A 25846-nucleotide genomic window follows, 5' to 3' on the forward strand; every position below is an offset into this window, starting at 1 on the left:
TCCTGGCGGGGGTTGACCGGCCGGGCGCCAGGCATACCTTCCCTCTCGCAGTGCACCGTGCCGCCTGCTGTTCCGGCGGCCGGGGCGTGCGATCGGGTGCCCGCCCCCGGCCTTGTCCCGCTCACTCCTGGCCGAAGGCGTGCACCCCGGGTACCGACGCCCGCCCGGCACTCCCGGCACGGCGGCCGGTCCCACCGTCCCGCGCCTCGCCGCCGACGAGAACAGGCGAGGTGCGGGACCCCGAGCCTCCGGGCCCCTGAAACCGTCCGCACGGCCCGTCGACTCGATCCCCACCAGGCCCGGCACCGCTGACCACCCCGGCCACCACCCCGGCCACCAGCCGGGCCACCCGGAGCCCGGAGCGGGCCCGGTGACCACCCCGGCCACCCGGCCGGACACCCGACAACGAAGGACCTCATGACCACCCACACCAAACCGCCTCCGCCAACTGCTGCGCACCATCCTCGACGCCGCCGAACCTGCGGCCACCATCGCCGCCGGCGCCATCGCAGGCCTCGCCACCTACCGCACCATCAGCACGAACCGACCCACCGAACTGCGCGCCACCCTGGCGCTGGCCGCCGCAGCCCTGGCCGCCACCACCACCGACAACCACATCGCCGACCTCACCGCACCGCTGCGCCGCCGGTTCGCCCTGCACCGCCACCCCCACCCGTCCATCGACACGCTCTCCCACGACGTCCTCGCCACGGCGGCCCGCGACGCTGCAATCCGCTCCTTGCGCATCGCGGCCTACAACAGCTCCCTCAGCCACCCCGACTCCTGGACCGGGCACGCGGACGGCACCGCCACCTCCAAGCTCGCCTCCGGAGCCGTCCTGCGCTTCCAGCCCGCCCACAAGGACCTGCACACCAGCGCCTCGCGTGGCTGGGACGAGCGTTACGACCTGATCGTCGACCACCAGCAGATCAAGATCGAGTCGGTCGCGCAGCTGCATGAGCTCCTGAAGAAGCTGGCCGCGGGCCAGTCGACGAACGAAGCGGAGGCCGACGCCGTCGACCCCCTGGGTGACGGCGACGACCGAACCGAACCGCTCGTGTATGAGGACGACGACCAGTGGGCCGACGCCGAGACGGGCGAGGACCCGCAGTGGGACACCGTCGAGGCGATCTGACCACCCCTGCCGCTGAACCGCCGGGCGGGGCACCCGCCCGGCGGTGCCCCACACCTGGCCCAGCCTGGCTTGGCGGGGGAGGGGGCACCCACCCGCCGCCCGGCTGGTGTCTGTCCGGCCGGTGGGGATTCACCGGGGCGGGGGGTATGCCGCGACCGCACCCGGCCACCCGCCCGCCCGCTGCTCGGATTCGGCGGTTGACCCGCCCCGCACCGCGGCTACGTTGCACCCCGGCAAGAGCACCGCGAGCCATCCCACCGCCCGCACCTATCCCGCCCCGCCCCCGGACCACGGGCCCGCCCCTGACGTCACGAGGAGACTCCGCATGACCGTACACACCCGCCAGTTCCGGCTCCGCGGTTGGACGATCGCGCTCACCACCGCCCGCAGCCGCTTGGACGTCACCCTCACCCGCCCCCACCCCCTGGACCCCTACCGCTGGGACGGCCCCCAACCCGCCCTCGCCCTCACCCTCCACGGTGGCCTGACCGACACCCACGCCACCGACCCGACCCCGGAACGGGTCGACCTGCTGCGCCGCTACCCCCGCCGCCTATGGCAGCGCTGGGCCCACCGCCACCCCGACGCCGCCGATCAGCCCGGTACCCTCACCGTCGGCCCGTAGACCGCCACCCTCGACCGCCGCGGCCTGGACGTGCGGCGCCTGCCCGAGTACGACTGCCCCTGGCACGCGCCCATTCCCGACGACGACTGCTACCCCGAGGGCTGGTGCGGGTGCGCGTCCGTGCCCGATACCCAGCCTGACGCCGACGCGTGCACCTGCCCCCGCATCCGGCCCTGGCTGAGCGCGCGCCTGCTGAGGCCCGAACTCCTCCCGGTGGATCCGCCGTTCTGACCCCCGCGCCCGCTGACGGGGCGACCGCCCCGCCAGCCCTCACCAGCCCCGTCACACCCCCGAATGCGATGCCGACTGCCAGGACCACGAGCAGTAACCCCGCCCGCTGACGGCTGTGCCCATCCCCGGGCCGGCCTGAGCGCGACACTGTCGCTGGGCCCGGCCCGCTCTGGTTCGGGGCCGTAGGGGTTGACCAGCGCCCGGCCGGCCCTACGGTGTGGCCTGTTCCCGCCCGGTGGCCGTGACCGCCCCGGCCGCGCGGGCTTCCCCGGGGTGCCTTCCCGCCCCCGCCCCCCGAGACGGGCAAGGCGCCCCTGTGCCGCCCCCGTATCCCCCGGGCGGGGCGGCACGCACGGCGGCCGGGCCCCTCCGACTCCCCCACAGGGGCCCGGCCGCCCACCAACCGGACGACCCGGCGGAAGAGCGGCGAGCGGCCACGGCCTCCCCGCCAGCGACACCCAGGCAAGCACGCAGACCGTCGCCCGCCTGCCCTCACGGCCACGTGACCCGCCCGCGAGCGGCCGCCGGAGCCCAGACCGGTGCCCCTCGGCCCAACACCCAGAACCGCACCGAACCGACAGGAAGGCCACACCATGAGCCGCACGATCACCCTCCACCCGGACGCCCTCGCCGCCCTCACCCCCCACGCGTTCGGAGCGTTCACCGTCGCCGTGTGGGAGGACGGCGGATACCTGGCCAGCTGGGATCACACAGTGACCGGCTGCGCCTGCCTGGTGAGCGTCTGGCCCGAGAACATGGTCAACGACCCCCACGCCCCAGCCGAGTTCATGCCGGCCGGTCCGTGGTCGTACACCGGCCGGTTCGACGTCGCCACCGCGGAAGCCTGCCTCAACCCCGACGACTGGACCAACCCCGACAACCAGGACGACCACCCGACCCCGCACCACGCCCTGGCCGCCGCCCTGGACGAGCACCGAGCCGTGTGCTTCGAATACCGGTTGGCGATCACCCTCTGCCTGAACTGCAACCAGACCAAGCAGTGGCACGGCCCGGAGGGCAGCGTGTTCGCCTGCCAGGACTTCCGGCCCGGCGAGCAGTCGGGCCGCCGCGCATGGGAACGCCAGCGCGAGGAACGCGGACTGCACGTCCCCCGCGACTGACGCCCCGCCAGAGGGGGGAGCACCCCACCCGGCACCCGGCGGCCCGCACACCGACTCAGGCACCACGTCGTTGCGTCCCCGCAGCCGCCCCGTCACCCGGCCTGTCCCGGCCACCACCGCACCGCCCTGCACCCGCCGACCCCGAAAGGCCCCGCCGTGCCCCGCAACCCGCATACTCGTTCCGTGTCCTCCACGATCCGCCCACCCGCGCCGCGTCCCTGCGACAGCTGTCCCTACCGGCGTGACGTCCCCTCGGGGATCTGGGCCGCCGAGGAGTACGACAAGCTCCGCGCCTACGACGCCCCGACAGCAGAACAGCCGACTGCGGTCTTCATGTGCCACCAGACGGACGCCGATAGCCAGGCGCGCCGCGTGTGCGCGGGCTGGGCCGGATGTCACGGCGAGACCCTGCTGGCGCCACGGATCGCCCTGATGAAGGGCGTCATGGACGGCTCGACCCTCGAAACCGTGGTCACCTACGTATCCCCAGTGCCGCTGTTCTCCTCGGGAGACGAGGCGGCCGCCCACGGCCAGGCCGACATCGACAGCCCCGGCCCCGAGGCCGACCGCCTGGGCGACAAGATCATCCGCACGCGGCGGCACATCCGCCTCGGCTGAGCACCACCACCCGGCCGGCCGGGCCGCCATGCCACCATCCGATGTCGTGCACCACCCGGCAAGCACGCTTCCCAGCGGCACCTGAGATCTCGCCGCCAGGACCGGGTGGCCGCCGCCCCCGAGGCCGGGCCGGACGCCCAGCGCGATGCGGTAGCCCGGCGCACCAACCCGAGGCCCGCGCCACCACCAGGGCCACCACCCGGCCTGTTCCGGACCCGGCCGCTGCCACACCCGGCAGAGCCCACCGACACGGTGACGTGCCCGCCCCCGCGCTGCGCCCCGGCCCCGGTCCCGGTCGGGTGAGTCTGCCACTCGCCAGGACCACTGAGACCGGCCGCATCACCCGCTCTGCCCGAGCCTGCCCGGCGGTCCGCCCGCGCGGGCCGCTGCTCAGCCCCCAGGCCAGGAACGCCCCGCTGCTCCCCGCCCCTGCCGGTCCGGCAAGCCGGGAGGGGAAACGGCCCGGTGTGGGGCGTGTGTCCCGTGCCCGGCGTACCAACCCCAACCCGGCCGTCCGTCAGCCCGGTTGGCCCGGTTGACCGGCTCCCTCCCGTGCCTACCTTCGGGCACATCGAGACCGGCCAGGCCCCGCCGGGCGAGCGCGTCAACCGCCCCGGCCTCCGTCACCCGCTCCCGCCCCACGGGCCGGAGCCCGGCCGCCGGTCACCCACTCCAGGCCGGGAGCCACATGCCCACACCCACACCCGCATCTACCCCTGCCACCACACCCGCCACCCGCCCCACCGGGCACGAGGATCTCCCCCTCTTCGCCCACGAGGACCTCCCGCTCTTCACCCTCGACACCGACCAGCCCACCACGCCCACGCCGACCCACGAGGACCTGTTCGCCCTCGACGGCCCCGAACTCACCGCCCTCCTCGACTCCCTCACCACAGCGCAACGCGCCCAGCTCGCCGGCCCCTACCCGGCCCGCTGGCTCTACCCGCCCCAGCCCGGCGACGCCCCCCGCGGGGTGAATGTCTGCGCCGGATGCGGCGGCGGCTGCGCCGGACTGCGCCTGGTCCTCGGCGTCGAAGCCGACATGGTGTGCATCGAGCTGAAGAAGGACCCGGCTGCCACCAGCACAGCCGCCGGATGCACCGTCATCCAACAGGACATCAAGACGCTCGACCCCCGCCACCCCACACTGCGCTGGACCCGCCGCGTCATGTGCACGATGCCGTGCATCGACTGGACCCGCGCCGGTCGCGGAGCCGGTCGCGACGCCTCCAACCTCGAAATCCTCCTCGACGCGATCGACCAGGTCGGCGCCCACATGGGAAACGTGTGGGTCGACGGGGCAGAAGTCTGCACCCACGACGACCCCGCCGACTGCGACGACAACTGCTACGACCACATGATCGAGCCCTCCGGCGCCCCCATCACCGAACTGTGGGAACTGGTCGACGACATGACCGCCGACACCGCCGGACTCATGCTCGCCCCGGTCATCTGGATCCTGGGCCTGCGCTCCATCGGCGCACCGGTCGAGTCCATCGTCATCGAGCAAAGCTCCGCCCTGCCGGAAGACGTCCAGGACTACATCCAGAGCGAACTATGGATCGCCGGATGCGAGTCGGTGCAGTGGGCAGACCTGGACGCCGCCGACTTCGGCTCACCCAGCAACCGCAAACGCGCCATCATGTCCGCGCACTGGTACCGCAGCCCCGGCCCGGTCACCATCCCCGGGATCCGCACCAACGCCGCCCTCGTACTCGGCTGGCCAACGGACACCCGCATCAACACCCGGGGCGAACGCAAGACCAGCGGCGGCAACGTGTTCACCCTGAACCGCACCATCCCGGCCGTGACCGGGAAAATCCGCGGCTGGTACTGCCAGGAGACCGGACGCCGGTTCACCATCCCCGAAGTGTGCGCACTGGTCGGCCTGCCCCGCCACCACCCGGTGACCGGCTCCCGCACGAGCCAGTGCCAGCAACTCGGCGACATCCTCTCACCGCTGGTCTCCGCCGCCGTCTGGGGCACCCTGCTGGGCCTGCCCTGGCTCGACATGCTCCGCACCTACCTCGCCCAGATCTACCCGACCGTCCACAGCCAACCCACCGCGGCCATCCTGTACAACCCCGCCCCCGCCCCCACCCGCCCCGCCCCGGCCGTCACCGACGCCGACATCCTGCGCCTGTTCGCCCAGGGCGACTACCCGCGCCTCCGCATCCAGACCCACCCGACCACCCCGCACTGACCAACCCCACACCGCCACCCTGCCCGGCCGCCAGTCCCACGGCGGCCGGGCACCGCCCTGCGCACCCCCGGCCAGCAACCACCCCCTGTCTCACCCACCCCACCGGGCCCGCCCCACCGCGCCAGCAGACCGCCCGTCCCCGGCCGCGTCAGCTCGCCGGCGGCCGCCGCATCCACGGCGCGGCCGGACCCCCCGGCCCGGGCGGGGCAGCGACGGGCCCCGGCTGCGCAACCGCACCTGGCCCCGGTTGCCCGGGCGCCACCGGATACCCGCCCGCCACCGGATATCCCACCCCCGCCACCGGCTGCGCCACCACCACCTGCGGCGCGGCTCCGTCCACCAGCGCCCCCGTCCACCCGTCCGCCACCGCCACAGCGACGTGAAACGCCAGCCGCACCGACGACTCCACCACCACACTGGTGTTCTCACCCACCAGCACCACCCGCTCCCGCCCCATCACCTTCCGATAGGACACCAGACGCATCCCGTGAACCAGCGGACCGTCCTGCCCCTCCTCCACAACCTCGAGCGCACCCCCCAGCCACGTCGGGTCCAACTCACCCGCCGTCACCTCGGACACCCGCGCCATCACCGCACCTCCTTCACACCGTCCACCACCCCGGCCCCCCGCGCGGCCTCAGGCACCACAGGCCCGCCGCCACCCCCGCCCGGCCCCTCCACCCCGGCCCCCACCGGCCGCCCCGTCACCAGCCCGCCCCCGCCCAACAACGCCCCCACACCAGACCCAACCAACTCGCCACCACCCCCCGCCGCCCGCCGCGCACCGGACCCCGACCCGCCCGCCACCCCCGCCGCGAACCCGCCCCGCCCGCCGCCCGCCGCCTTCACCTGCGCGAGCATCCGCCGCAACTCACCCACCTCCACACCGAGCCGGTCCGCGACCTCCTCCTCACGAACCCCCACCCCCCGCACCTGAAGACCCCGCATCCGCGCAGCCACCCGCGCACCCTGCTCCCACCCCTCACGCCGCGCCTGATCCCGCGCCGCCTCCAGCCTCTCGATCTGCTGGTCGATGACCTCCACCGCCTTGCCGGTGCGTTCCTGAAGCGTCAGGAACTCCTCCGCACCCTGGACCAGCGCCACATCACGGGCCTCGTACATGGCCCGCAGCTCACGCGCCCGCCGACGAGCCGCCACCGACGCCACGGCGCCGCGCTCAACCGCCGCCCCCTTCGCCATCCCACATACCCTTTCCGCCAGGAGCCCCGGCACGAACCGGCACCCCGCCACAGGCACACACGCCCCACACCGGGGCGCCGCACCAGCCCAGGCAACCGGCCACCGCCGCTCGGCGAAAGGACACAGACCCCCGGATCCCGTCAGACGGGATCCGGCCCGCACGGCGACCGGCGAAGTTCCCGCCCGGCCGCACACCGCACCCACCCACCCCCACCCGGCCCGTGCCGGCGAGCACACGCCCCCGCCTGCGCGAACACCCGCCACCCGTACGCCGAAGCCACCACCGGACACGGCACCCCACAGTCGTGGCGGCCGCCAGTCAGGGGGCCGACTTCCCAACACCTCTTGCATCTTCGAGGTGTCCCTGCGGAGCCTGGCGGCGTGATGGAAGCCCATACGTTCACCCCGGGCGACGGCTGGCTGTACTTCAAGAACCAGATCGCCGCGGGTGACGAGCCCCGCAGACGGGGCCGCGACCTGGCTTCCCAGCAGCGTGAGCGGGGCGTTCCGCCGGGCCGTTGGGCGGGACGCGCGGCCGCCCTGCTCGGCGTGGAAGGGGAGGTGACGGAGGCGCAGATGCGCTCGCTGTTCGGCGAGGGCCTGCACCCACGCGCCGACGCGATCACGGCCGAGCGGCTACGCGACGGAGCGACGGTCCGCCAGGCCATGCGTGCGGCCAGGCTCGGCGCGGCGTACTACCAGTTCGGGAAGACGCCCACCGAACTGGCCAAAGCGGTGCAGGAACAGATCGACCGATTGGAGAAGCAGCACGGGCGGGCCCTGACCGATACGGAGCGCCGGCAGGTGCGCTGGAAGATCGGCGGCAAGGCGTTCCGCGCAGAGTACGGGCGCGACCCCGCCGACGGCCCGGAACTGGGCCGCTACATCGCCGCCCGGATGAAGCCGGCACGCCAGCCCGTCGCCGGCTACCACGCGGTCCTGCAGGCCCCGGCCAGCGTCCAGGTCCTCCTCGCGGCAGGCGACGACACCACCGCGGCCGCCGTCCTGGCCGCCCACGACCAAGCCGTGGCCGCCACCCTCGCGTGGATCGAGGACCACGCGCTGGCCACCCGTACCGGGCCGGGCGGCGTCGCTCAGCACGACGTCACCACCGGCCTGGTGGCCGCCCGCTTCCGGCACTTCGACTCCCGGGCCGGACAGGCCGGACTGCACGACCACGTGCTGATCGCTAACAAGGTGCAGGGCCCCGGCGGGCGGTGGCGAACCATCGACGGCCGGCTGTTCCTCTCCCAGGTCGTCGCCGCGTCCGAGCTCTACAACGAGGAGGTCCTGCGCCGGGTCTGCACTGCCCTGGACTTGGTGGTGGAGGAACGCCCCCGCCCCGACGGGCGGCGCCCCGTGATGGAGATCGCCGGGATCGGCCCCGACCTGGTCGACGCGAACTCGGCACGCGCCCGGCAGGTACGCCAGCGCCTGCCCCACCTGGTCGCCGCCTACCGGGCCCAGCACGGCAAGGAACCGACCCTTCCTGCGCGCCTGGCCCTGATGCGCCAGGCCACCCTCGAGAGCCGCCCGCCCAAGAAGCAGACCCGCCCGCTCGCGGCGCTGCGCGAACACTGGCACGCCTCGATGGCCGCCGCGTTCGGCCGCCCCCGCACCGACGGCCTGCTGGCGGACGCCCGTACGCTCGCTCGCCAGGTACTACGCCAGGAGGCAACGCCCAGCCTGGACGTGGACGCGGCCGCCCGCGAAGTGGTGGCCGCCGTCTCCCTGCACCGCGCCGTCTTCGGACGCCGCCATCTGCTGGCCCAGGCCCGCCGCCACGTCACCCGCACCACCCGTGGCCGCGCAGGCGAGGGCTGGGCCGAGACCATCACCGACCACGCACTGGCCCGGCTGTGTCTGGACCTCACCCCGCCCGACATCAACCCCGCCTTCGCGCCACTGCAGCGCCCCGACGGCTCCAGCGTCTACCGCCGACGCGGCGCCGAGCTCTACACCACCCCCCAGATCCTCGCCGCCGAGGACGCGATCGTCGCCGCCGCACACCGCCGCACCGGCCCGGCCTGCGGCGAGCGCACCTTCGAGCGCGCCGCCGCCCGCCACAAGGGCCCCCTGGACGCCGGACAACGCGCCATGGCCAAGGCCTTCGCCACCTCCGACCGCGCCCTGGTCGCCGCGATCGGACCGGCCGGCGCGGGCAAGACCACCGCCCTGCGCCTGGCCCACGCCGCCGTCACCGCGGCCGGCCACCACACAGTGGCACTCGCCCCCTCCGCCCGCGCCGCCCACGTCATGGCCGAGGAACTCAGCGCTCCCGCCCACACCCTCCACTCCTGGCTGCGCCGCCAACGCCTCGCCGACGCCGGCAAGCTCCTCCTGCCCCGCGCCGAGCGCCTGCGCCGAGGCGACGTGATCATCGTGGACGAAGCCGGCATGGCGGCCACCACCCACCTCGCCGCCATCGTGCGCCACGCCGCCAAGGCCGGAGCCCACGTCCGCCTGATCGGCGACCCCGCCCAACTCGCCGCCGTCGAAGCAGGCGGCGCGCTGCGCCTGCTCCAGAGCGAGGTCGGCGCCGTCCACCTGACCGCCGTCCACCGCTTCCGCCACCCCGAAGAAGCCGACGCCTCCCTCAAACTGCGCGACGGCGACCCCACGGAGGCGTTCACCTGGTACCGCCGCCAAGGCCGCGTCCAGGGCGGCACCACCACCGCCATGGCCGACGCCGTCTTCACCGCCTGGCGCCGCGACCTCACCGCCAAACGCACCCCGCTGATGACCGCACCCGACCGAGACCTGGTCGCCGCCCTCAACCGCCGCGCCCAGGCCTGGCGCATGGACAGCGGCCAACTCCTCAAACCCTCCCGCTGGCGCCCCCGCCCGGCCCGGCTGCGCGACGGCCACCACGCACACGTCGGCGACCTCATCGTCACCCGCCAAAACCAGCGTCGACTCACCTGCCGCGCCGGCCGAGACTTCGTCAAGAACGGCGACGTATGGGCCATCGAGCGCTACACCCCCACCGGCGACGCCATCGTGCGCCACACCCAGCACCGCGGCCGCCTCACCCTGCCCGCCGACTACCTCACCGAGCACTGCGAACTCGGCTACGCCTCCACCATCCACCGCGCCCAGGGCATGACCGTCACCCGCTCCCACGCCCTGCTGACCACCCGCACCTCCCGCGAGGCCGCCTACGTCGCCGCCACCCGCGGCCGCACCGGCAACCACCTCTACATCGCCCTCGAACACGACCAGACCCTCGACCAGGCCCTGACCCGGATCGCCACCTACAACTCCTTCTCCCCAAGCGCCCGCCAGACCATCCGCGACGAGCAGCAACGCGCCTGGGGCATCAAACAACTGACCGCCGAGTACGCCGACGCCACCGAACAGGCCGCCCGCCTGCGCTACGCCGCCGCCGCCCGCCACGCACTCGGCACCGCCGCCGACCCACTGTTCGCCGACGACGCGCTCACCGCCATCGCCAACGCCCTCGCACGCGCAGAACGGGCGGGCTTCACCCCCGAACGGATCCTGGCCGCCGCCTACCACGAAGGCCCGCTCACCGGCGTGGACGTGCCCGGCGCGGTCCTCGCCTGGCGCATCGACCGCCGCCTGCGCACCGCCCGCGCCGCCGAAGCCCAAGCCGACGCGGACCCCCACCCCAACACCCGCCTGCTGCGCACCCTCACCGACACCCAACTCGAACGCATCGTCCTGCTCGCCGAACAGCACCGCGCCCGGGCCCTGACCGAACTGCACGCCGCCGACGCCCAGAGCGCCGCCACCCCGAAACCCGTCACCGCCCACGGCCGCCGCCACCCGCCCTGGCCCCACCGCCCCTACGGCACCTTCACCCCCGGCCAGCTCGCCGACCGGCTGCGCGCCACACGCCGCGCCGTCCTGCGGGCCGGCGACGAAGGCGACCACCAGGCGGAGCTCACCGCTGTGGAGGACCTGGTGCGCCTGCGTGAGGAACAGACACTGCGCCGCCAGATGCCCTGGCGCGACCGCTCCCGGGAGGACTACCAGCGCGCCCGCCCCGGCTCGCCGGCCACCGCGCCCGACCCCGCCGCGGCGGCCGCCGCCGACGCCGAGCGGGCGCGCGAGCGCACCGCGTCGGCCCGCGACGCCTGGCAGCGGGCCGAGGCCGTCACCGCCCGCGCCAGCGCGGAGCGGCACCTGCGCCGACTACTGCCCGACCACCCGCCCGCCCACGACGACAGCACGGACCTGCCCGACTGGCTCACCCCCACCGCCGCCCTGAACGACCCGCACACCCCCGCCCACTGGCGCCGCCACCTCACCGAACGCCGCGACATCCTCGACCGTCACCTCGCCGCCCGCGGCGCCCTGCTGGCCGACGACACCCCCGCCTGGGCCGCCCCGCTCGGCCCCCTCCCACCCCCGCAGGCCGGCCGCGCCCTGCGCACGCGATGGGAACGCACCGCCGCCCTCACCGACGCCTGGCGCACCCTCCACCAGGTCCCCGCCCACGAGGCGGGCCTGGGCCCCCGCCCCGAAGCCGCCGAACACGCCGCCGCCTGGAACGCCCTCGACGCCCGCATCCGCGCCCTGCACCACGCCACCCGCACCGCCCACCAGCCCCACCCCGCACCGCAACCCGACACCCTCACCCGCCAGACCCTCGAACAACTCGCCCAACTGCGGCTGCTGCGCACCGCCCGCACCCCCGATCCCGTGGCGCCGCCCCGGCCCGCGCCCCCCGCCGGACCCGCCACCCCCGTGCCGGCCGGCCGCACCACCCCGGCGCCGGCCCTGCTGCCACAGGCCGAACGCATGTCCCAGGAAGCCCTGGGCGCAGCCCTGGCCGGACAGAAGGCACCCGAGGAATGGGTCGAGCAGATCCCCGCCCCCGACGAGGACGACACCGCCCAGCAACACCTCTACCGGCGCCTGGTGGCGGCCGTCGCCGACTGGCGGCTGCGCCAGGGCGTCAGCGGCACCGACCCGCTCGGCCCGCCCCCCGAGACCGACCGCGCCACCGAGTGGCAGCACCTGTCCAAGGCCCTCGACCTCTACCGCACCTCCCGCATCAACGACCGCCTGCAACTGCTGCGGGTACGGCGCGAAGCCGACCGCGAACGCCTGGAGGCCGCCGCCCAGCAGGCCGCCCAGACCGGCGCCCGCACCACCAGCGGACCGCCCTCCCGCCGGACGAGCGGCAAACCCTCCCGCCCCCGCCGCACCGGCCGCCGCCGACGGTGAAACACCCGCCCGCCGGGTACCGCGCGATCCCGCCAGATGGGAGAGAGCGCCCACCGCTCCCGCCCACCGGGACCAGGACGCCGCCACGATTGCGGCCGCCCGCAGCGCCCGCGCACGCTCGCCTTCCCACCCCCGCAACCGATCCCGCCACCAGAAGAATTGGGGAAGGCCGTTGACCGCGCCGCAGCCCGAACCCGTGCACTACGCGCTCACCACCGTCTACACCGACCCCTTCCTCGGCGGCACGGACGGACCCTCGATGCTCACCACCGACCCGGCCGCCGCCGCGCACTTCTTCCTCGACACCGACCGCCCGGGCCACCTGGAGGTCATGGCCCACGCCACCGGGCCCGACACCACCCTGGTACCGGTCAGGCCGGGTGAGATCGTGGAACGGGCACTGGAAGAACTGCCCCCGGACGACCCACGCCGCCACACACTGCACTCGGCGCAGGCCGACTGGCTCGAGAACCGCCTCTGGGACGGTCAGGACGAACCGTTCGGCACGGCCCCCGGCGGCCCGGACTGGACGCGGGCCGGGGCAGCCTGGGGCGGCGCGTTCACCACCCTGCCCGGCGCCGACGTCCTCACCGAACTCGCCTCGCGCCACCCGGCAACGGAAGAAGCACACGGGCCGCTGGTGATCACGGCGCTACGCACCGCCCGCGCGATCCGCCAGGCCCACGGCCGCGCAGGCGGGGCCGACCGGCAACTGCTCGCCGCGAACTGGCGGATCCTGAACTCGGTGCGGCCGGCCAGCGAGGAACCCGCGCTCCGCGCCGCGGCCACCTGGTACCTGGAGCGCCTGGCCGACCTCGACCCCGTCACCGCACGGCACCCCGACGGCCTCACCGACGCCCAACGCGCCCGCTGGCGCGAGGCCGCCATCGACCTGCAACGCGACCTCCTCGTCCTAGACTCGGCCCGGCACCCCGCCCGGATCCAGGCGTTCACCGCCCGCGTGTCCACCCAACCCGCCGACCCGGCCCCGGACGGCGCGGCCCACCCCGAGGAGGAGAGGGCGGACCGCCAGCGCCTGGAGGCCGCTCTCACCGGAGCCTTCGAGCACCTGCCGCTGGACGGCGCGGTACGCGAGAGCGTCGAAGCCGTCGCCGCCCGCGTCCTGAAACCGCCGCCGCTCCTGCCACTGCCCGCACAGCCCGCCGGCGACGCCGACGCCGCCCTCCACTGGCGCCGGCGGGTGCCCTCCGCGCAACGGGCGGCCGCCGACGCCGACGACGCCCTCACCCAGGCCTACACCTACGTCGCCCAGGCCTACCACCAGACCCGCGGCGACGCCCTGCCCTCCGTCGCGCACGGCAGCACCACCCTCGCACGGACCCTGGCCGTGGAGACCACCGGGCGTCACGCCGTCCTGGGCCGCATGCTCGTCCTCGCGGACGCCGAACGCGCCGCCACCGCCCACGAGCCGCGCCTGCACACCGACGCCCAGGCCACGGCCGACGCGGCCCGCGCCGAGGCCCAAGACCGGGGCCTTCACCCGATGGAGGTCCACTACGCCGCGCAGGTCGCCTACACGGCGACCTTCGACGCCGGGCGCTCCCTCCTCGACGAGGCCCTCACCGAGCAGCGCCTTACGGTGCGGGCCACCATCGCCGCGCACTTCCCCCGCCCCGACTACCGCCTGCGGGACATCCTGGTGGGCAGCATCGACCACCAGGCCGTCACCCGCGCGCACAACGCCGTCACCGTCCTGGTTGGCGCGCTGGACGACCTGCTCGCCCGGGACCGCGACCCCGGCGAACACCCGCGGCCCACCGCCGAGCAGATCACCCGGGCCCGTTCCCGCGTCGACGCGGCCTCCAGGCGCCTCGACGGTGTCATCCGCAAGGACAGACCCGCGATGGTGGCGGCACTGGGGGCCCTGGAAGCGGTCATGAAGATGCCCGCACCGCCCCCGCAGGACAGCGACGGCACCGCCCGGCTGACCCGCCACCGTGAGCAGCTCACCGAACGGCTCACCGGCACCGTCCCGGCCGCCGGTACCGGCCCGCAGGCCGCCACCACCCCAGCAGGGCCGCGCCCGGCCCGCGACCTGCCCCGGCAGGCCACCCGCCCCACCACCGCGAACCGAGGAATGCGATGACCCGCCGTGAAGACCGCCAGGCTACGCGGCGCGACTGGATGGAACGCGCCGTCTGCCGCGAAGAGGACCCGGAACTGTTCTTCCCCATCGGCAACCGGGGCCAGGCCCTGCTGCAGATCGAAGAGGCCAAGGCCGTGTGCCGACGCTGCCCCGCGCGCCCCCAATGCCTGCTGTGGGCCTTGGAGACCCACCAGGAGACCGGCGTGTGGGGAGGCGTCAGTGAGGACGAACTGCGCGCCATCCACCGCCGAGCCGCCCGGGAACGGCGCAAGGCCAAGGAGGCCAAGGACACAGGCCAGGACGGGCAGCGCCCGCATTCCCCCGCACCTGCCCCCGCTCTTGCCCGCGCGTGAACTCCCACCGCCGGGCGGCAACCGCACCCGTCCGGATGGTGACGTCCCCGGCCCCGTCGGGGACGTCACCATCCGAAGACGTCGGTGAGGGCCGCACCGCAACGGCAACCCGACATCCCGCCGGGTGCCGGACACGGGCGGCGTCCCCACCGGGCCGCCGCCCGGGGCAGGTGTCCGCAGGCGCGCCCGGGCGGGAGAGCATGCGGCACCGTCCCGTACTTCATTTGCGCGACCGTCCAGACCCCGGTCCGGACCGTCCGCGGCAACACGCCTGCGGCTCTGCAGGCGAGCATCGGAGCGTCTACCGGCGACGTCCGGCAGCGATGACCGGCTGCCGGTGCCCGCGATGCCGCCGGGTTCCAGCAGCGCCTGCCGGCAGTCGCCGACGAGGTGTCGGCGACAGCGGATACGGTACGCCGTCGTGAACGCCGCTGGTCTTGACTACCGTGCCCGGACGCAGCAGTGCGGCTGCATCCCACCGCAGCCGCGTACCGGCTCCTGGAGCGGTGAACCTCCGTTCTGAAATCCGCACCTCCGGGGTCTTGTCGGCGCCGGACGGCCACCCTGATCGGCCGGCGCACCCACGGCGCCCACCGGCGCAAGCCCCGGCTGCCTCGGCGAGCCTTGCCAGGCAGAAGCGGAAAGTCGTGGACCGCCTGGGCGAGGGCGTGATCCACTTCGCGCATGAGCTTGTTGGTGGATGTGTTCACCGTCGACGGGAGCGGTGAGTTCCGCTTCCTCGACGTTCCCGAAGGGGCGTCAGACCTTGCTGGCTTCGAGAGCTGGCGTACGACGGTCTGGGGATCGGAGGCCGTCTGCTCGCTCGGCGCACGGTTCTTCCCTCAGCTGGCCGGGGACGCCCTCCGGGTTGCCCCAGAAGACGTCCCGGAGTTCATCAGGGAAGTTCTCCTGCTCCAGAACAACGTCGAATCCATCAGCGCCCGCATGGACTCACCCAAGCCCGCCGCCCGGCGCACCAGCGAGATCGCCGATCGTCTGAACAACATCCTCGACGCTGCTCAGCGAGCCTTGCAGGTCCACGGCGGAGTGCAGATCTGGTAGCAGACGCGCACCGGCGCTGTGACGGAGCCGCTCACTCACCGCGGCTGACCACCGAAGGCGGACCAGAACCTGAGAAGCGACAGTGCCCGGCTACGGACCATGACGACGATGCCCGATTGCGGTGATGCGCCGGGCCCAGCAAGTTATTGGATGCTCCACCGGTGCGGATGGACGGGTTCGTCGGGGCAGAAGAAGACGTTGAGCTCACCCCAGCGGCCCACCGTGACCGCGGTGGGAGTGGCGTGTGGGTTCGGAGGGAAACCCTGCTCCTCCAGCGGCCTCCAACTGCCGCTGCCGCCGTCCCATTCCGAGCTGTCTATGGTCAGCAGCAGCTGCATCGGCGTCCCGCAGGCCAGACAGTCCATGGCGTATGGGTCGGTCAAATGCCAGGAGGCGTAGCCGCCGACGCGCCAGCCTGGCGGGATGGACAGGTCGTACTGGTAGAGGACCGGCTCTGCCATGTTCTCGTCCGGCGACCGCCCGGCCTCCGCCTCAAGGGCTTCCTCCCGGGCGTTGATCCGGGCGCACAGGTCCTCGGGCAGGAGACCGGCGAACGGGTAGGTGACCACCTGCTCCGGATGCAACACGCAGGGCTCGGGAACGAACCCGTCGGACTCGACGACCTGAGGCTGCGGTGGCGCGCTCAGCACCTCACCGACCTCCCACGACCGCAGCCAGCGCAGGTCCAGCTTCAGGTCGTAGCGGCCCGGGCCGTGTGTGTGGAAGGGGCACCAGAACACCTGGAGCAGATCGCAGTCGTCCGGTCCCGCCGGCAGGTCGGGTACATCCCGCCGGTACAACTGCGCAAGGCCGATCAGAGGCAGCGGACCCGTCCCGGACGCCCCAGGAACCCGGAGATTTTGATGCAGCTCTTCGAAGAGCTCCCGATCCTCGTCCGTGAGGCCCGTACCCGGCTCGCGGGCCCCGGCGCAGGCCAGAGCCTGCCGGTACCTGTGAGTGGCGGCGAGCCGTCGGCCACGCCAGCGGGCATGGGCCTCGCCGCACACCGGCCACGGTTCATCCGCCGGCCACAACATCGGACCGCCCACGGAACTGGCCGTCACCCCCGGGCTTCCCGGCCGCGGATGGAGCCGGGTGGTCGTCCCCCGGTGCGCGGCCAGTTCCGGAAAGAGCGCCTCGACATCGAGAGGGCGCGGCGGAGTGGTCCTCGTCATGGTGCGACTTTAGACACCCGGCAGGCTCGGCCATCGAGCACCCCAGCAGCGGTTCCTTCGCCAGAGCCTGCTGCCTCCCGAAGCAGAGCACAGCTGCGGTCCGCTCGTTCTCGCGGCAGAGCCAACACGGCAGACCACCGGTCCGGGGCGGGCCCGTTCCGGCCGGGGGTGATACTCCTTGGACAGGGCAACGCCGTTGCCCGACAGGCCGATTGCGCATCGCCGACCAAGGCTGTCCCGCCGTCACCACCGGAGAACGCCGTGTCCCGCGACCCCTACCAGCACCTGTACGAGGACAGCGAGATCTTCGCGCTGCACCTCGTCCGCCGGGCCGCAGACCCGACGATCACCGCCGACACCGAGCACGCCCTGCGCGACCTGGTACACCGCCACCAGCCCCTGACCGGGCAGGACGCCGCGATCGCCGTCACCGGTGCCCTCGCCCGCCTGGCCTACACGGCGCTGCGCGCGGCTTCCTCGCGTCACCACCCCCTGGCCGCCCGGCTCCTCGACGGCCCGCGGACACCGACTCCCGCCCAGACCCGTGAGATCGCCACCGTCCTCGACCGGCTGGACGCCGACCTGCTGAGCGGCGACGCCACCGCGCTCGGGCACTGCTTCGTCGAACTCACCCGCCTCGCCCTGGCCGAGCAACTGCCCGGCGGCCGCCCCCTGCACGAGAGCGCCGCCGACCCCCTCGGCTACGCCTTCGCCTCCACGCCCGTGCCCGCCGACGCTCTCCTGCCCCTCGTCGTCCGCGCCGCCCACCTCACCCTCACCTGCCTGCGCCACCTGCTCGGCGCCGACACCGCCACCGCCCACACCGCCACCGCGTACGGCGCGCTGGAGCAGGTCCTGGACGGCTTCGAGCTCTACAAGATCACGCAGCAGGCGGCCGGCGCCGACGCGTCGTAGCCGGGCGACCCAGGCCGTGTGACGGTTCGTCAATCACCGGCCTGTACAAGGTGTGGAACGACGTCCACATCCGATCGGCCGATGGCGGTCTGGCGCTGCCGGGTAGCGTGATCGCCATCAGCATCCGCCGGAGGGGGGAAGGATGTCATGGCGCACAACGCCGTACCGGCACCGCGGAGCAGCGCGCCCCGCGGTGCCCTGACATGCTGCTGCACGCACCCTCCCGGCCGAACGGCACGCACACCCGGCCGCGCCGCCTACCCCGGCGGTGAGCCGCTCTGCCAGCACCCTGGCGGGTCCGTGCGACCGGTCCAGCCCCGGCATCCGCGGCTTCGGACCGCATCACCCATTCTCCTGACCGCGTCGGGCAGTGCTCCCCAACTGCCGACCTCGGCGCCCCCAACGGTCAGCCGCCCCCGCCTGCCCCGCCAGGCCAAGTGCCCGCGCCCTGCGCGGGGACTGCGTCGAACCCATCAGGCCCGCCCCCGCGGGCCGAGCCCCGAAGGATCGTTCAGATGACCACCACGGCCTACGTCTCCCGACCCGCCCTGGTCCTCGGCGAGTACACCGTCGACGCCTACCGGATCCGGGACGACATCCTCGCCTTCAACCCTGACCACCCCAAGCGCGAAGCCATCCGCAAAGCCCTCACCAACCTCCCCGGCACCCGCCGCTACCTGCGCCCCTACGAGGAGATAGTCGCCGAGCGCACAACCGTCCAACGCAAAGACGACGTCTTCGAGGCCATCCTCGAAGCCGCGCGAAAGGCCGTGATCGCAGCCACGGAGGATGTCGGAGTCGCCCTCGCCGACATCGACTGCCTCGTCGTCTCCAGCTCCACCGGTGACCGCGTGCCCGGCCTCGGTGTCCATCTGTGCAACGCGCTGGGCCTGCGTCCCGACATCCGGATCCGCAGTATGACCCAGGCCGCGTGTGCGGGGGGTGCCCTGGCGCTCATCTGCGCGGAGGAGCACCTCGCCCGGTATCCCGACCACACGGTCGTGGTGGTCACCGGCGAATTCCTGTCCGCCCTCTACCAGCGCTCCGCGCTCTCACTTGAGGACCAGATCTACAAGGCGCTGTGGGGCGACCTGGCGGCGGCCGCCGTTGTCGCGGCCCGGCCGCTGGGACGGTCCCCTTCGCTGCGGATCGATCACACCAAGGAGTTCACGATCCCCGACACCGTGGAGCGCTACAGGAAGGTGACGGACGAGCGCGGTGACCACTTCGCCTCCACCCGGGCTTCGCTGCGCTCGGTCGCGGACCTGGCCCCCGAACTGCTGAAGTGGCTGGACAAGCACGCGCGGGGCCCCCTGGGCTTCGGCATCCTGCACCCCGGGGGCCCCGCCATCCTGGCCAAGCTGGCGAAAGTCCTCGACGTCGACGACCAGTTCGTCAAACACTCACGAGACGTGCTGGAGCAGGAGGGCAATCTCGGCGGACCGACCATCTTCTCGGTCCTGGACCGCACCCACCGCACCCCGCCCCGGTACGGCCAGCAGGGCCTGGTGTTCGGCCTGGGCCCCGGGGTCACGTTCGCCTCGCTCCTGGTGACCTGGACCGATCCGCACGCCTGACCCCACAGACCGGGCGCCCCGCCCGGCCGGCCTCCGGCCTCCTACCCTGCGGCAACCGCAGCACAGCCCGCACCGGGGGAGAAAACCGGCACGGGCACCGCCCCGCGGACGGTCCGCGCCGGCGGGCGCCAGGAGGATCCGGCCGGGCGGGGCCGGCGCACCAGCACCGGCGAAGCGGGGCACAGGGCCTCGAACCCGGCCCGCCCGTAGAGGCGGGCGAGACGCTCGTCGGCGGCCACCGCCACCAGAGCGACCCCATTGCCGTCAGCCCATTCGAGGACCGCGCGCACCAGATCGCGAGTCGCCTGACCGTCGCGCCCGCCCGCCAGCGACCCCACCTCCGCCCACGGCCCGTCCCCCCGCAACACCCGCACGGCACGGCGCAGCCGCACCCCCGCCCGGGCGGCCGGGACGAGGGAGACGAACTGCCACAACAGGAGCACCGCGACCAGGGCCACAGCCACCGCCATCCCGTACCAGCGGCCCACGGCCCCGGCGGCGGCGGTGCCGGCCACCGCCCCCACCACAGCGGCCGGGGCGAACACCGCGCAGAACGCGGCCACGGCGGCGGGCAGGAGCACCACCGTCTCCAGGACCCGGCGCCCCCAGGGCCGCGGCTGGCACAGCACGAGGGTGGCCGGGCCCTGGGACAGCACCCGGCCCGTGCAGCGCTGGATGCCAGCCTCGACCAGCCAGAACGGGGCGAACAGGGCGCGCAGCCACCCGGGGTGCGCCGCGGCGGGCGCGAAGGCCTGCGCGAGGACGCCGGCGAGCTCCGGCAGACGACGCCAGGGCGCGCGCAGGTCCGCCGGCGGGCGCGGTGCCCTCACGCCACCGCGCCGGGCCGGCGCCGCCGCGGCGGTAGAGCCCATCACCGCACACCCGGGCCGGTACGCGCGGCGGACCAGGTGGCCTGGGTAAGGCGGGCGGCCTGGGAGGAGGCGTGCTGCAGGTGCCCGCGGGCGGTGCCGATGACCATGCCGGGAGCGGCCGTGGGATCCCCGACGGCGGCGTTGATCGCCGACGTCGCCGAGCGCACGTGGTGCACGATGTTGGCCTCCACCAGCTGACGGCCCCCGCCCTGCGCCACACCGGGCCGACCAGCCTGGTACATCGCCCAGACCTGCTCAGGGGGGAGCGCGCCCGGCGATGCGGTGCCTCTGCGGTGGGCGTCCCACACCACCAGTGCCGGGTCGATGGTGCCCCGGGTGCTGACCGCGTCCCGGATGGTGGTGAACAGTTCGGCCCGGCCCGGCTGGGTGAAGTCACCGGCGCGCAGCCACCGGCCGACCTGCTCCATCTGGCCGGGGTCGCGCATCAGGGAGCCGAGCACGGCGTCCTCGGTGGAGGCCATCTCCGCGCGAGGGGAGGTCTGCGGAGGCAGGGCCGCGCCGACCGCTTCGCCGCGCCCCACCGCCTGCTCCCAGCGATCCTCCAGCCGCTGGAGCGTGCCGAGCATGCTGTTGATCTCCATCTCGGCGGCTGGGGCGCCCGGCGCCTGCAGGGTGCTCTCGATGCGCCAGGACCCTTCGGCGACCTGCTGCTGGATGCTCGTCTGCAGGACCCGCTGGCCGAGCTGGGCGGCGTGCTCGGGGTGCGGGACCTGGTGGGTGGTGGTGAGGGCCAGGATCTGCTGGGCGACGGCCGGCCAGACCGTGTGAGGGACCGTCCAGCGCTCCTCGGCCGCCTTGTACTGGAACTGCTCGTACAGCATCCGGCCGAGCACCTGCTGACGCTCGGCGGGGGAGCTGCGGACGGTGGCGGCAGGATGGGCGTACAGGCGGTCCTGGACCAGGGCCCTGTACATCTGGCCCATCCACGGGTCGGTGAAGTCCTCCGCCCTGAGCCAGCCGCGCAGCCGTTCGCCCTCCTCGGGCCGGGCCAGGACGGCGGCCAGCACCGCCCGTTCGGCGAACTCCCCCCGCTGCCCGACCGTGCGCTCCAGGCTCGCCTGGGCGACCACCCGGCCGTAGTGGGCGGCATGGGCGGCGTTGGGCACGTTGTCGGGCAGCGGCAGAGCGGCGACGTAGTCGGCGACCTGGCGCCAGGTCGCGTCGGACACCTGCCAGCCGTCGGCCGAGGCCCTCACGTACAAGTCCTCCACCACCAGGCGCCCGAGCACCTGGGCGCGCTGCCCCGGCGCAGCGGCCAGGACCGCCGGATGGGCGTAGAGATGGCCGTCCACCAGCACGCGGTAGATCTCCCGGCGCCAAGGGTCCGCGAAGTCCTCGGCCCGCAGCCAGGCGCGCACCTCCAGCGCCCGGCGAGGATCCTGCAGGACGGATCCGAGAACGGCCGCCTCGGCGTACGCCTCCGCCGGGGTGCTCACTCCTGCTCCGCCGTGCCGGGGCCTGGCTGGGTGAAGACGGCCTGCTGGGACAGAGCCCAGCGGCGGGCCTCCTCGTCCAGGGCCGCGACCGCCGCCTCCTCCAGCGGCTCCCACCACGCCTCACCCGCGCGCCACCACCGCTCGACGAAGCGCACGGGAGCCCCGGGGAAGTCGCCCAGCAGCACCGCTTCGCCCGCCTGCAGGTGCTGGCGCATCGCCTCGATACTGACCGGCCCGCAGCGCAGCCGTTCCGCGCGGGCGGTGGCGAAGTCCGCCAAGGAGGACAACTGCCCGTCGCTCAAAGCCATGACGCCCCTCCCTTCCCATCGTCAAATCCCCGCAGCCCGCCCGCTGCACGGCTCGCCGAAACGGGCACACGGGCAGGGCCCTGCCTCGCCATGAAAGGCCCGCACGGGGCGTACCGGGCAGCCCACCCGGCGCCCGATCCCGCCAGGAGGAATCCGTGGCCGCACACATCCCGCCCGGCGGGACACACCGCCCGGCAGGCTGTGCCACGGCCCTGCGGCCGGGCACCGTGGCCAGGGCCCGGCCCACCCGGACCGGCCATCCGGGACGGCGAGCTCCCCCCATGCCTGCTCGCCGTCCCGCCCATCCGCCGGCCGAACCAGGAGATCCGTTGGAGCGCGACGAGGTAAGCGACGAAGAGTGGGATCAGGCGATGGGCCGCGAGTGCGAGGACGTCCTCGGCCTTGACGACGACGGCTACGAGCGCCGGGCGACCTGACCCGATTCCCACCTCACGGTGGACGGCGGCCGCAGCCCCCGTCCGGACCAGGACACAAACGCCAGCCCACCGATGACGACGCCAGAGGTCCACGGCGCAACCGCCGGCCGGAACCAGCACGGCCGCTCGCCCACCGGGCAAGGCGCCGCCCTGGACGAGACGGACCGGTGGACTGCGACCTGCAGCATCCAGCGGGAACCGGACCTGTCCACGCTGCCCGAGACCGACCCGCGGGCCCCACGCGAGGCTGCCGTCACCGCGCACGGCTACGCGGAGACCGGCCAGGACCCCAACCGGACCTGCTCCGGCGCACCGACCGCCACCGGCGGGCGCTGGACCGGCCCAGAACCCACAACCCGACGAGACCCACACCCCGCCGGAGTCGACCTCGTCGCCCACGATGCCTTCGTCCACGCGGACGCAACACCAGCCGACGTGTCCGTCAGCGCGCCCGGCCACCGCAGTTCGAGAGCTTCACCACCGAGGGCACACCACCCGCCCGCCACCACCGGCATCCCCAGCGCGGTCGTGCGCGAGCAGCCCGCCGCACCGCCCGCCACCCCGTAGCCGGACAAGGAGAACGCCCGCAGTGCACCCCCACTGGTGGACGCAACGGGACCGGTGGGGCCACTCGCCATGGCTGCGCATCCCCCACACCGAGCGCACCGTCGACGAGGACGACCCCATCGCCCGCCTGATCGACGACGAGTTCACCGCTGTCGGCCCGTCCTGGCAGGTCGGGCACACCCTCTACACCCTCGTCGACCACGACGCCCTCGGCACCCGCGCACTGTACGCCCTGCGCTCCTCCGGCACCCTGCACCGCCTGCTCGAGGAACTCCACCCGGACCACCTCTACGGCGCCTGGCTGCTCCTCACCTCCCCGACGGCACCGGCCGAACCGCTCGGCCAGCTCGCCTTCGAGTACCTCCTGGAACAGAACTACACCACGGCGGCGCCCCTGGAGACCCTGGAGGGGATCGAACGGCGCCGCTACCTCCAGGCCCGCGAGCTCAACACCTGGGCCCGCGAGCAGGGCATCGCCCCCGCCCCGGCCGCCGCCCCGGACCAGGGCGTGCCCGACAGCCTGCGCCTGGAGCCCTACACCGCCCAGGAACAGGCCGCCGTCCGACGGTGGCTGCACGCCCTGGAACGCGAACTCGATCTGCCCGCCGCCCCCGAACCACCCGCGCCCCGGCCCGCCGACCCGGCCCTGGAAGACGCCTTCCACCCCCAGCCCCCCGCCGGATGGACCCCCGAACCGCCCGGCACAGCAGACGAGTTCGACGCCTGGCCGGACACCGCGCCGCGCCCCCACCACCACCGCAGCGACGGCGACCTCGCCCGGGCGCTGCTGCGCGCCCAATGGCAGATGTGGCAGGCACACCAGCGTGCCTGCGCCGCGCCCTCCACCGCCGGCATCCTGCGCGTGGACGCCCTGTTCGGCCAAGGGCCGCAGTCCAAGGCCCTGCGCAGGCGCCGCAACCGGCTGACCGCCGCCGCCCAGTGGATGCGGTGGGCCCAGGACGCCGACGCCCACAGCACCCAGCTCGCCCAGGACGAGGCCCGCCACCAGGAGCAGGCGGCTGCCCTCGACGCCCAGGCGCTGCGTCCCTGGTGGAGCGCCGCCGTACGCGGGCAGTGGCCGCCGGCGCGCCGACGCCGGCTGCACCAGCGCGCCGAGGCAGAGCGGGCCCGCGCTCTGGCCCTGGGGACCCTGGCCAGGAGATACGGGGACGACGCGCGCCACTACCTGGACGACGCCCGCCGGGCCGCGCCCGACTCCCGCGACCCGCTCGGTGACGCGGACCTCCTCGAGGAGGCGCTGCCCCGGCTGCGGGAGGAAGCGGTGGCAGCCGACTGCCTGTCCGTGCCGCAGCGCTTCGACGCGCTCCAGCGGGAGGCGCAGTCGGCGCGGAGCCTGTGGCAATGGCACTGGTGCGGCGCCTTCCACATCCGGCAGGAGATACGCGAGCGCGCCCGTGCCGCCGAGCGCCGTCCGATGCCCGCGGGGGAGGAGTCCGCGGCGCCGGCCGTGGAAGACCTTCGGTACCGCGAGCGGCCACTGAGGCCCGGTCAGGGATCCGCCACGCCGCCCGAACGCGGCGACCCGCAGTGAGGGCCGCTCCCATCCTCGCGCGGCCAGGTGCAGACGGTGACCCGTCAGGCGGCAGAGAGCTCGAAGACCAGCTCGTACATGGACCGCTTCTCGGCGCTGCTCATCTCCAGTACTGCGGCGACCCGCTCCAGCAGCACCTGGGAGGGGCGGGGCACGTTGCCCCGCTCGAAGTCGCCGTAGTGACGCCCCGACACCCCCACCATCGCGGCGAGCTTCTCCTGCGAGACCTCGATGCGCCCCCGGCAGCTCGCGAGCAGCCCGCGCAGGTCATCGGGGACGGTGGCGGGCAGGTCGTTCACGGACATGGTCGGCAGCCTCCTCGTGATGGTCGCCCGCACCACCAGGCACCCGGCGCCGCTTGGACACATCCCGGGCTCCGGCGGCGGTCAGCGTCGTACTGCCGGGCGGATCACCTTGAACATAATCAAAGTTCGCGAGGGCACATACTGCACGAGCGCACCACGGCGGCGGCCGAGACCTCACCCAGCGCACACCGGAGCGCGACACGCCGTCACAAGTGCGCCGGTTGCGCGCCCCTACGAGGCGCCCAGGAGGCGATCGAGCGCGGCGACCTTCTCGTCGTCCATGACCGCCAGCCGCCGCAGCACCTTCCGGACCTCGCTGCGCGCCAGCGCGGCCGTCAGCTGGCGCTGCTCCGCCGGCTCCAGCGCCGGGCCGGGGAAGAAGTAGTCGGGGGAGACCTCGAAGTACTCCGCGAGTGCCACCAGGGTCATCATGCGCGGGTTGTCCGTACGCCCGGTGCGCAGCCGGTACAGCGTGTTCTCGTCGACCCGGCGCGCACTGGCGGCACTGGCGATCGCCGTAGCGACGTCGGCGTCGGACGGGGGCCGCTGCCCGGCGGAGGTCCTGTCCAGCCGCAGAAGCTGGATCTTGTCGGCCAGGGTGAACCCGGGCATGTCATCAGCGCTACTCACAGTCGCTCCCCCTCTAGGCAGTCGCCTCGACTTGTCACAGCAAATCCGGCAGCGTGTCCACGCGCGTCGGCGACGCCGCATACCGTGTGGTCAACGTCCCGCCCGTTTCCTATGATCCACCTGCAGATCCTGAATCCGTTCAGACCTCCGGCCCCGTCAGGGCCCGGCGTCCGGCGTCCAGGACATCGCAGAACACCACG

20 protein-coding genes and 1 pseudogene are annotated in these 25846 nt (G+C 74.1%); 13 read left to right on the top strand and 8 right to left on the bottom strand.

The annotated features are described in order from the left end of the window. The first annotated feature begins 739 nt into the window (after nt 1-739). The 5 genes from AB0P03_RS29100 to AB0P03_RS29120 all read left to right on the top strand — a co-directional run bounded on the left by AB0P03_RS29100 (nt 740) and on the right by AB0P03_RS29120 (nt 5933). Nucleotides 740-1135, top strand: coding sequence for a hypothetical protein (locus tag AB0P03_RS29100; RefSeq protein ID WP_363631620.1), 396 nt, complete (start codon nt 740-742; stop codon nt 1133-1135). A gap of 325 nt (nt 1136-1460) precedes the next feature. Beyond that, nucleotides 1461-1760, top strand: coding sequence for a hypothetical protein (locus tag AB0P03_RS29105; protein WP_363631622.1), 300 nt, complete (start codon nt 1461-1463; stop codon nt 1758-1760). 824 nt (nt 1761-2584) lie between these two features. Continuing rightward, nucleotides 2585-3112 carry a hypothetical protein gene (locus tag AB0P03_RS29110; protein WP_363631623.1) on the top strand — a complete coding sequence of 176 codons (528 nt, stop codon included), beginning with the start codon at nt 2585-2587 and terminating at the stop codon, nt 3110-3112. A gap of 183 nt (nt 3113-3295) precedes the next feature. Continuing rightward, nucleotides 3296-3730: a DUF6283 family protein gene (locus tag AB0P03_RS29115; RefSeq protein ID WP_363631625.1), complete on the top strand. Its 435-nt coding sequence runs from the start codon at nt 3296-3298 to the stop codon at nt 3728-3730. Between the two features lie 688 nt (nt 3731-4418). Next, complete coding sequence (locus tag AB0P03_RS29120) at nt 4419-5933, top strand: hypothetical protein (protein WP_363631627.1); 1515 nt, start codon at nt 4419-4421, stop codon at nt 5931-5933. A 148-nt stretch (nt 5934-6081) separates the two neighbouring features. On the opposite strand, the gene AB0P03_RS29125 is transcribed toward AB0P03_RS29120, so the two are convergent. Both AB0P03_RS29125 and AB0P03_RS29130 read right to left on the bottom strand, forming a co-directional pair. After that, entirely contained in the window at nt 6082-6522 is a 441-nt protein-coding gene (locus AB0P03_RS29125; RefSeq protein WP_363631629.1) for a hypothetical protein, read from the bottom strand. Continuing rightward, nucleotides 6522-7133, bottom strand: a complete 612-nt coding sequence (locus AB0P03_RS29130) for a hypothetical protein (protein WP_363631630.1) — start codon at nt 7131-7133, stop codon at nt 6522-6524. Before AB0P03_RS29130 ends, AB0P03_RS29125 begins: the two co-directional genes overlap by 1 nt. Before the next feature lie 384 nt (nt 7134-7517). Here AB0P03_RS29130 and mobF point away from each other — a divergent pair, with 384 nt between their 5' ends. From mobF to AB0P03_RS29150, 4 genes and pseudogenes are all read left to right on the top strand, one after another. After that, entirely contained in the window at nt 7518-12329 is a 4812-nt protein-coding gene (mobF, locus tag AB0P03_RS29135) for a MobF family relaxase (RefSeq protein ID WP_363631682.1), read from the top strand. A 172-nt stretch (nt 12330-12501) separates the two neighbouring features. Beyond that, on the top strand, nt 12502-14436 hold the full coding sequence (locus AB0P03_RS29140; protein ID WP_363631632.1) for a hypothetical protein: 1935 nt from the start codon (nt 12502-12504) through the stop codon (nt 14434-14436). Nucleotides 14437-14474: 38 nt separating this feature from the next. Beyond that, nucleotides 14475-14720: pseudogene (locus AB0P03_RS29145) on the top strand (WhiB family transcriptional regulator); the annotation flags it as partial. 753 nt (nt 14721-15473) lie between these two features. Then, nucleotides 15474-15851 carry a hypothetical protein gene (locus AB0P03_RS29150; protein ID WP_363631634.1) on the top strand — a complete coding sequence of 126 codons (378 nt, stop codon included), beginning with the start codon at nt 15474-15476 and terminating at the stop codon, nt 15849-15851. A gap of 143 nt (nt 15852-15994) precedes the next feature. On the opposite strand, the gene AB0P03_RS29155 is transcribed toward AB0P03_RS29150, so the two are convergent. Then, nucleotides 15995-17026: a hypothetical protein gene (locus AB0P03_RS29155; protein ID WP_363631635.1), complete on the bottom strand. Its 1032-nt coding sequence runs from the start codon at nt 17024-17026 to the stop codon at nt 15995-15997. 261 nt (nt 17027-17287) lie between these two features. Here AB0P03_RS29155 and AB0P03_RS29160 point away from each other — a divergent pair, with 261 nt between their 5' ends. After that, nucleotides 17288-17941, top strand: coding sequence for a hypothetical protein (locus AB0P03_RS29160; protein ID WP_363631637.1), 654 nt, complete (start codon nt 17288-17290; stop codon nt 17939-17941). 515 nt (nt 17942-18456) lie between these two features. Beyond that, nucleotides 18457-19518 (top strand): hypothetical protein, encoded by a 1062-nt coding sequence (locus AB0P03_RS29165; RefSeq protein WP_363631638.1) that lies wholly within the window; start codon nt 18457-18459, stop codon nt 19516-19518. Nucleotides 19519-19559: 41 nt separating this feature from the next. Here the strand turns inward: AB0P03_RS29165 and AB0P03_RS29170 are convergent, their stop codons facing one another. From AB0P03_RS29170 to AB0P03_RS29180, 3 genes are read right to left on the bottom strand one after another with little or no spacing between them, the layout of a single operon-like run. Then, entirely contained in the window at nt 19560-20348 is a 789-nt protein-coding gene (locus tag AB0P03_RS29170; protein ID WP_363631639.1) for a hypothetical protein, read from the bottom strand. A gap of 41 nt (nt 20349-20389) precedes the next feature. Then, nucleotides 20390-21847: a DnaB-like helicase N-terminal domain-containing protein gene (locus AB0P03_RS29175; protein ID WP_363631641.1), complete on the bottom strand. Its 1458-nt coding sequence runs from the start codon at nt 21845-21847 to the stop codon at nt 20390-20392. Further along, nucleotides 21844-22155 carry a hypothetical protein gene (locus tag AB0P03_RS29180; protein ID WP_363631642.1) on the bottom strand — a complete coding sequence of 104 codons (312 nt, stop codon included), beginning with the start codon at nt 22153-22155 and terminating at the stop codon, nt 21844-21846. The genes AB0P03_RS29175 and AB0P03_RS29180 overlap by 4 nt, the downstream gene beginning before the upstream one ends. 509 nt (nt 22156-22664) lie before the next feature. On the opposite strand from AB0P03_RS29180, the gene AB0P03_RS29185 reads away from it, so the two are divergent. Further along, nucleotides 22665-23159 carry a hypothetical protein gene (locus AB0P03_RS29185; protein WP_363631644.1) on the top strand — a complete coding sequence of 165 codons (495 nt, stop codon included), beginning with the start codon at nt 22665-22667 and terminating at the stop codon, nt 23157-23159. Between the two features lie 22 nt (nt 23160-23181). After that, complete coding sequence (locus AB0P03_RS29190; RefSeq protein WP_363631646.1) at nt 23182-24711, top strand: hypothetical protein; 1530 nt, start codon at nt 23182-23184, stop codon at nt 24709-24711. A gap of 44 nt (nt 24712-24755) precedes the next feature. On the opposite strand, the gene AB0P03_RS29195 is transcribed toward AB0P03_RS29190, so the two are convergent. Next, a complete protein-coding gene (locus tag AB0P03_RS29195) occupies nt 24756-25016 on the bottom strand; it encodes a helix-turn-helix transcriptional regulator (RefSeq protein WP_363631648.1) in 261 nt (86 codons plus the stop codon). 231 nt (nt 25017-25247) lie between these two features. Next, nucleotides 25248-25646, bottom strand: coding sequence for a hypothetical protein (locus AB0P03_RS29200; RefSeq protein ID WP_363631649.1), 399 nt, complete (start codon nt 25644-25646; stop codon nt 25248-25250). Between the last annotated feature and the right edge of the window lie 200 nt (nt 25647-25846).

The sequence above is a fragment of the Kitasatospora sp. NPDC088779 genome, from assembly GCF_040685395.1.
In the GTDB taxonomy this organism is placed as follows: Bacteria; Actinomycetota; Actinomycetes; order Streptomycetales; family Streptomycetaceae; genus Kitasatospora.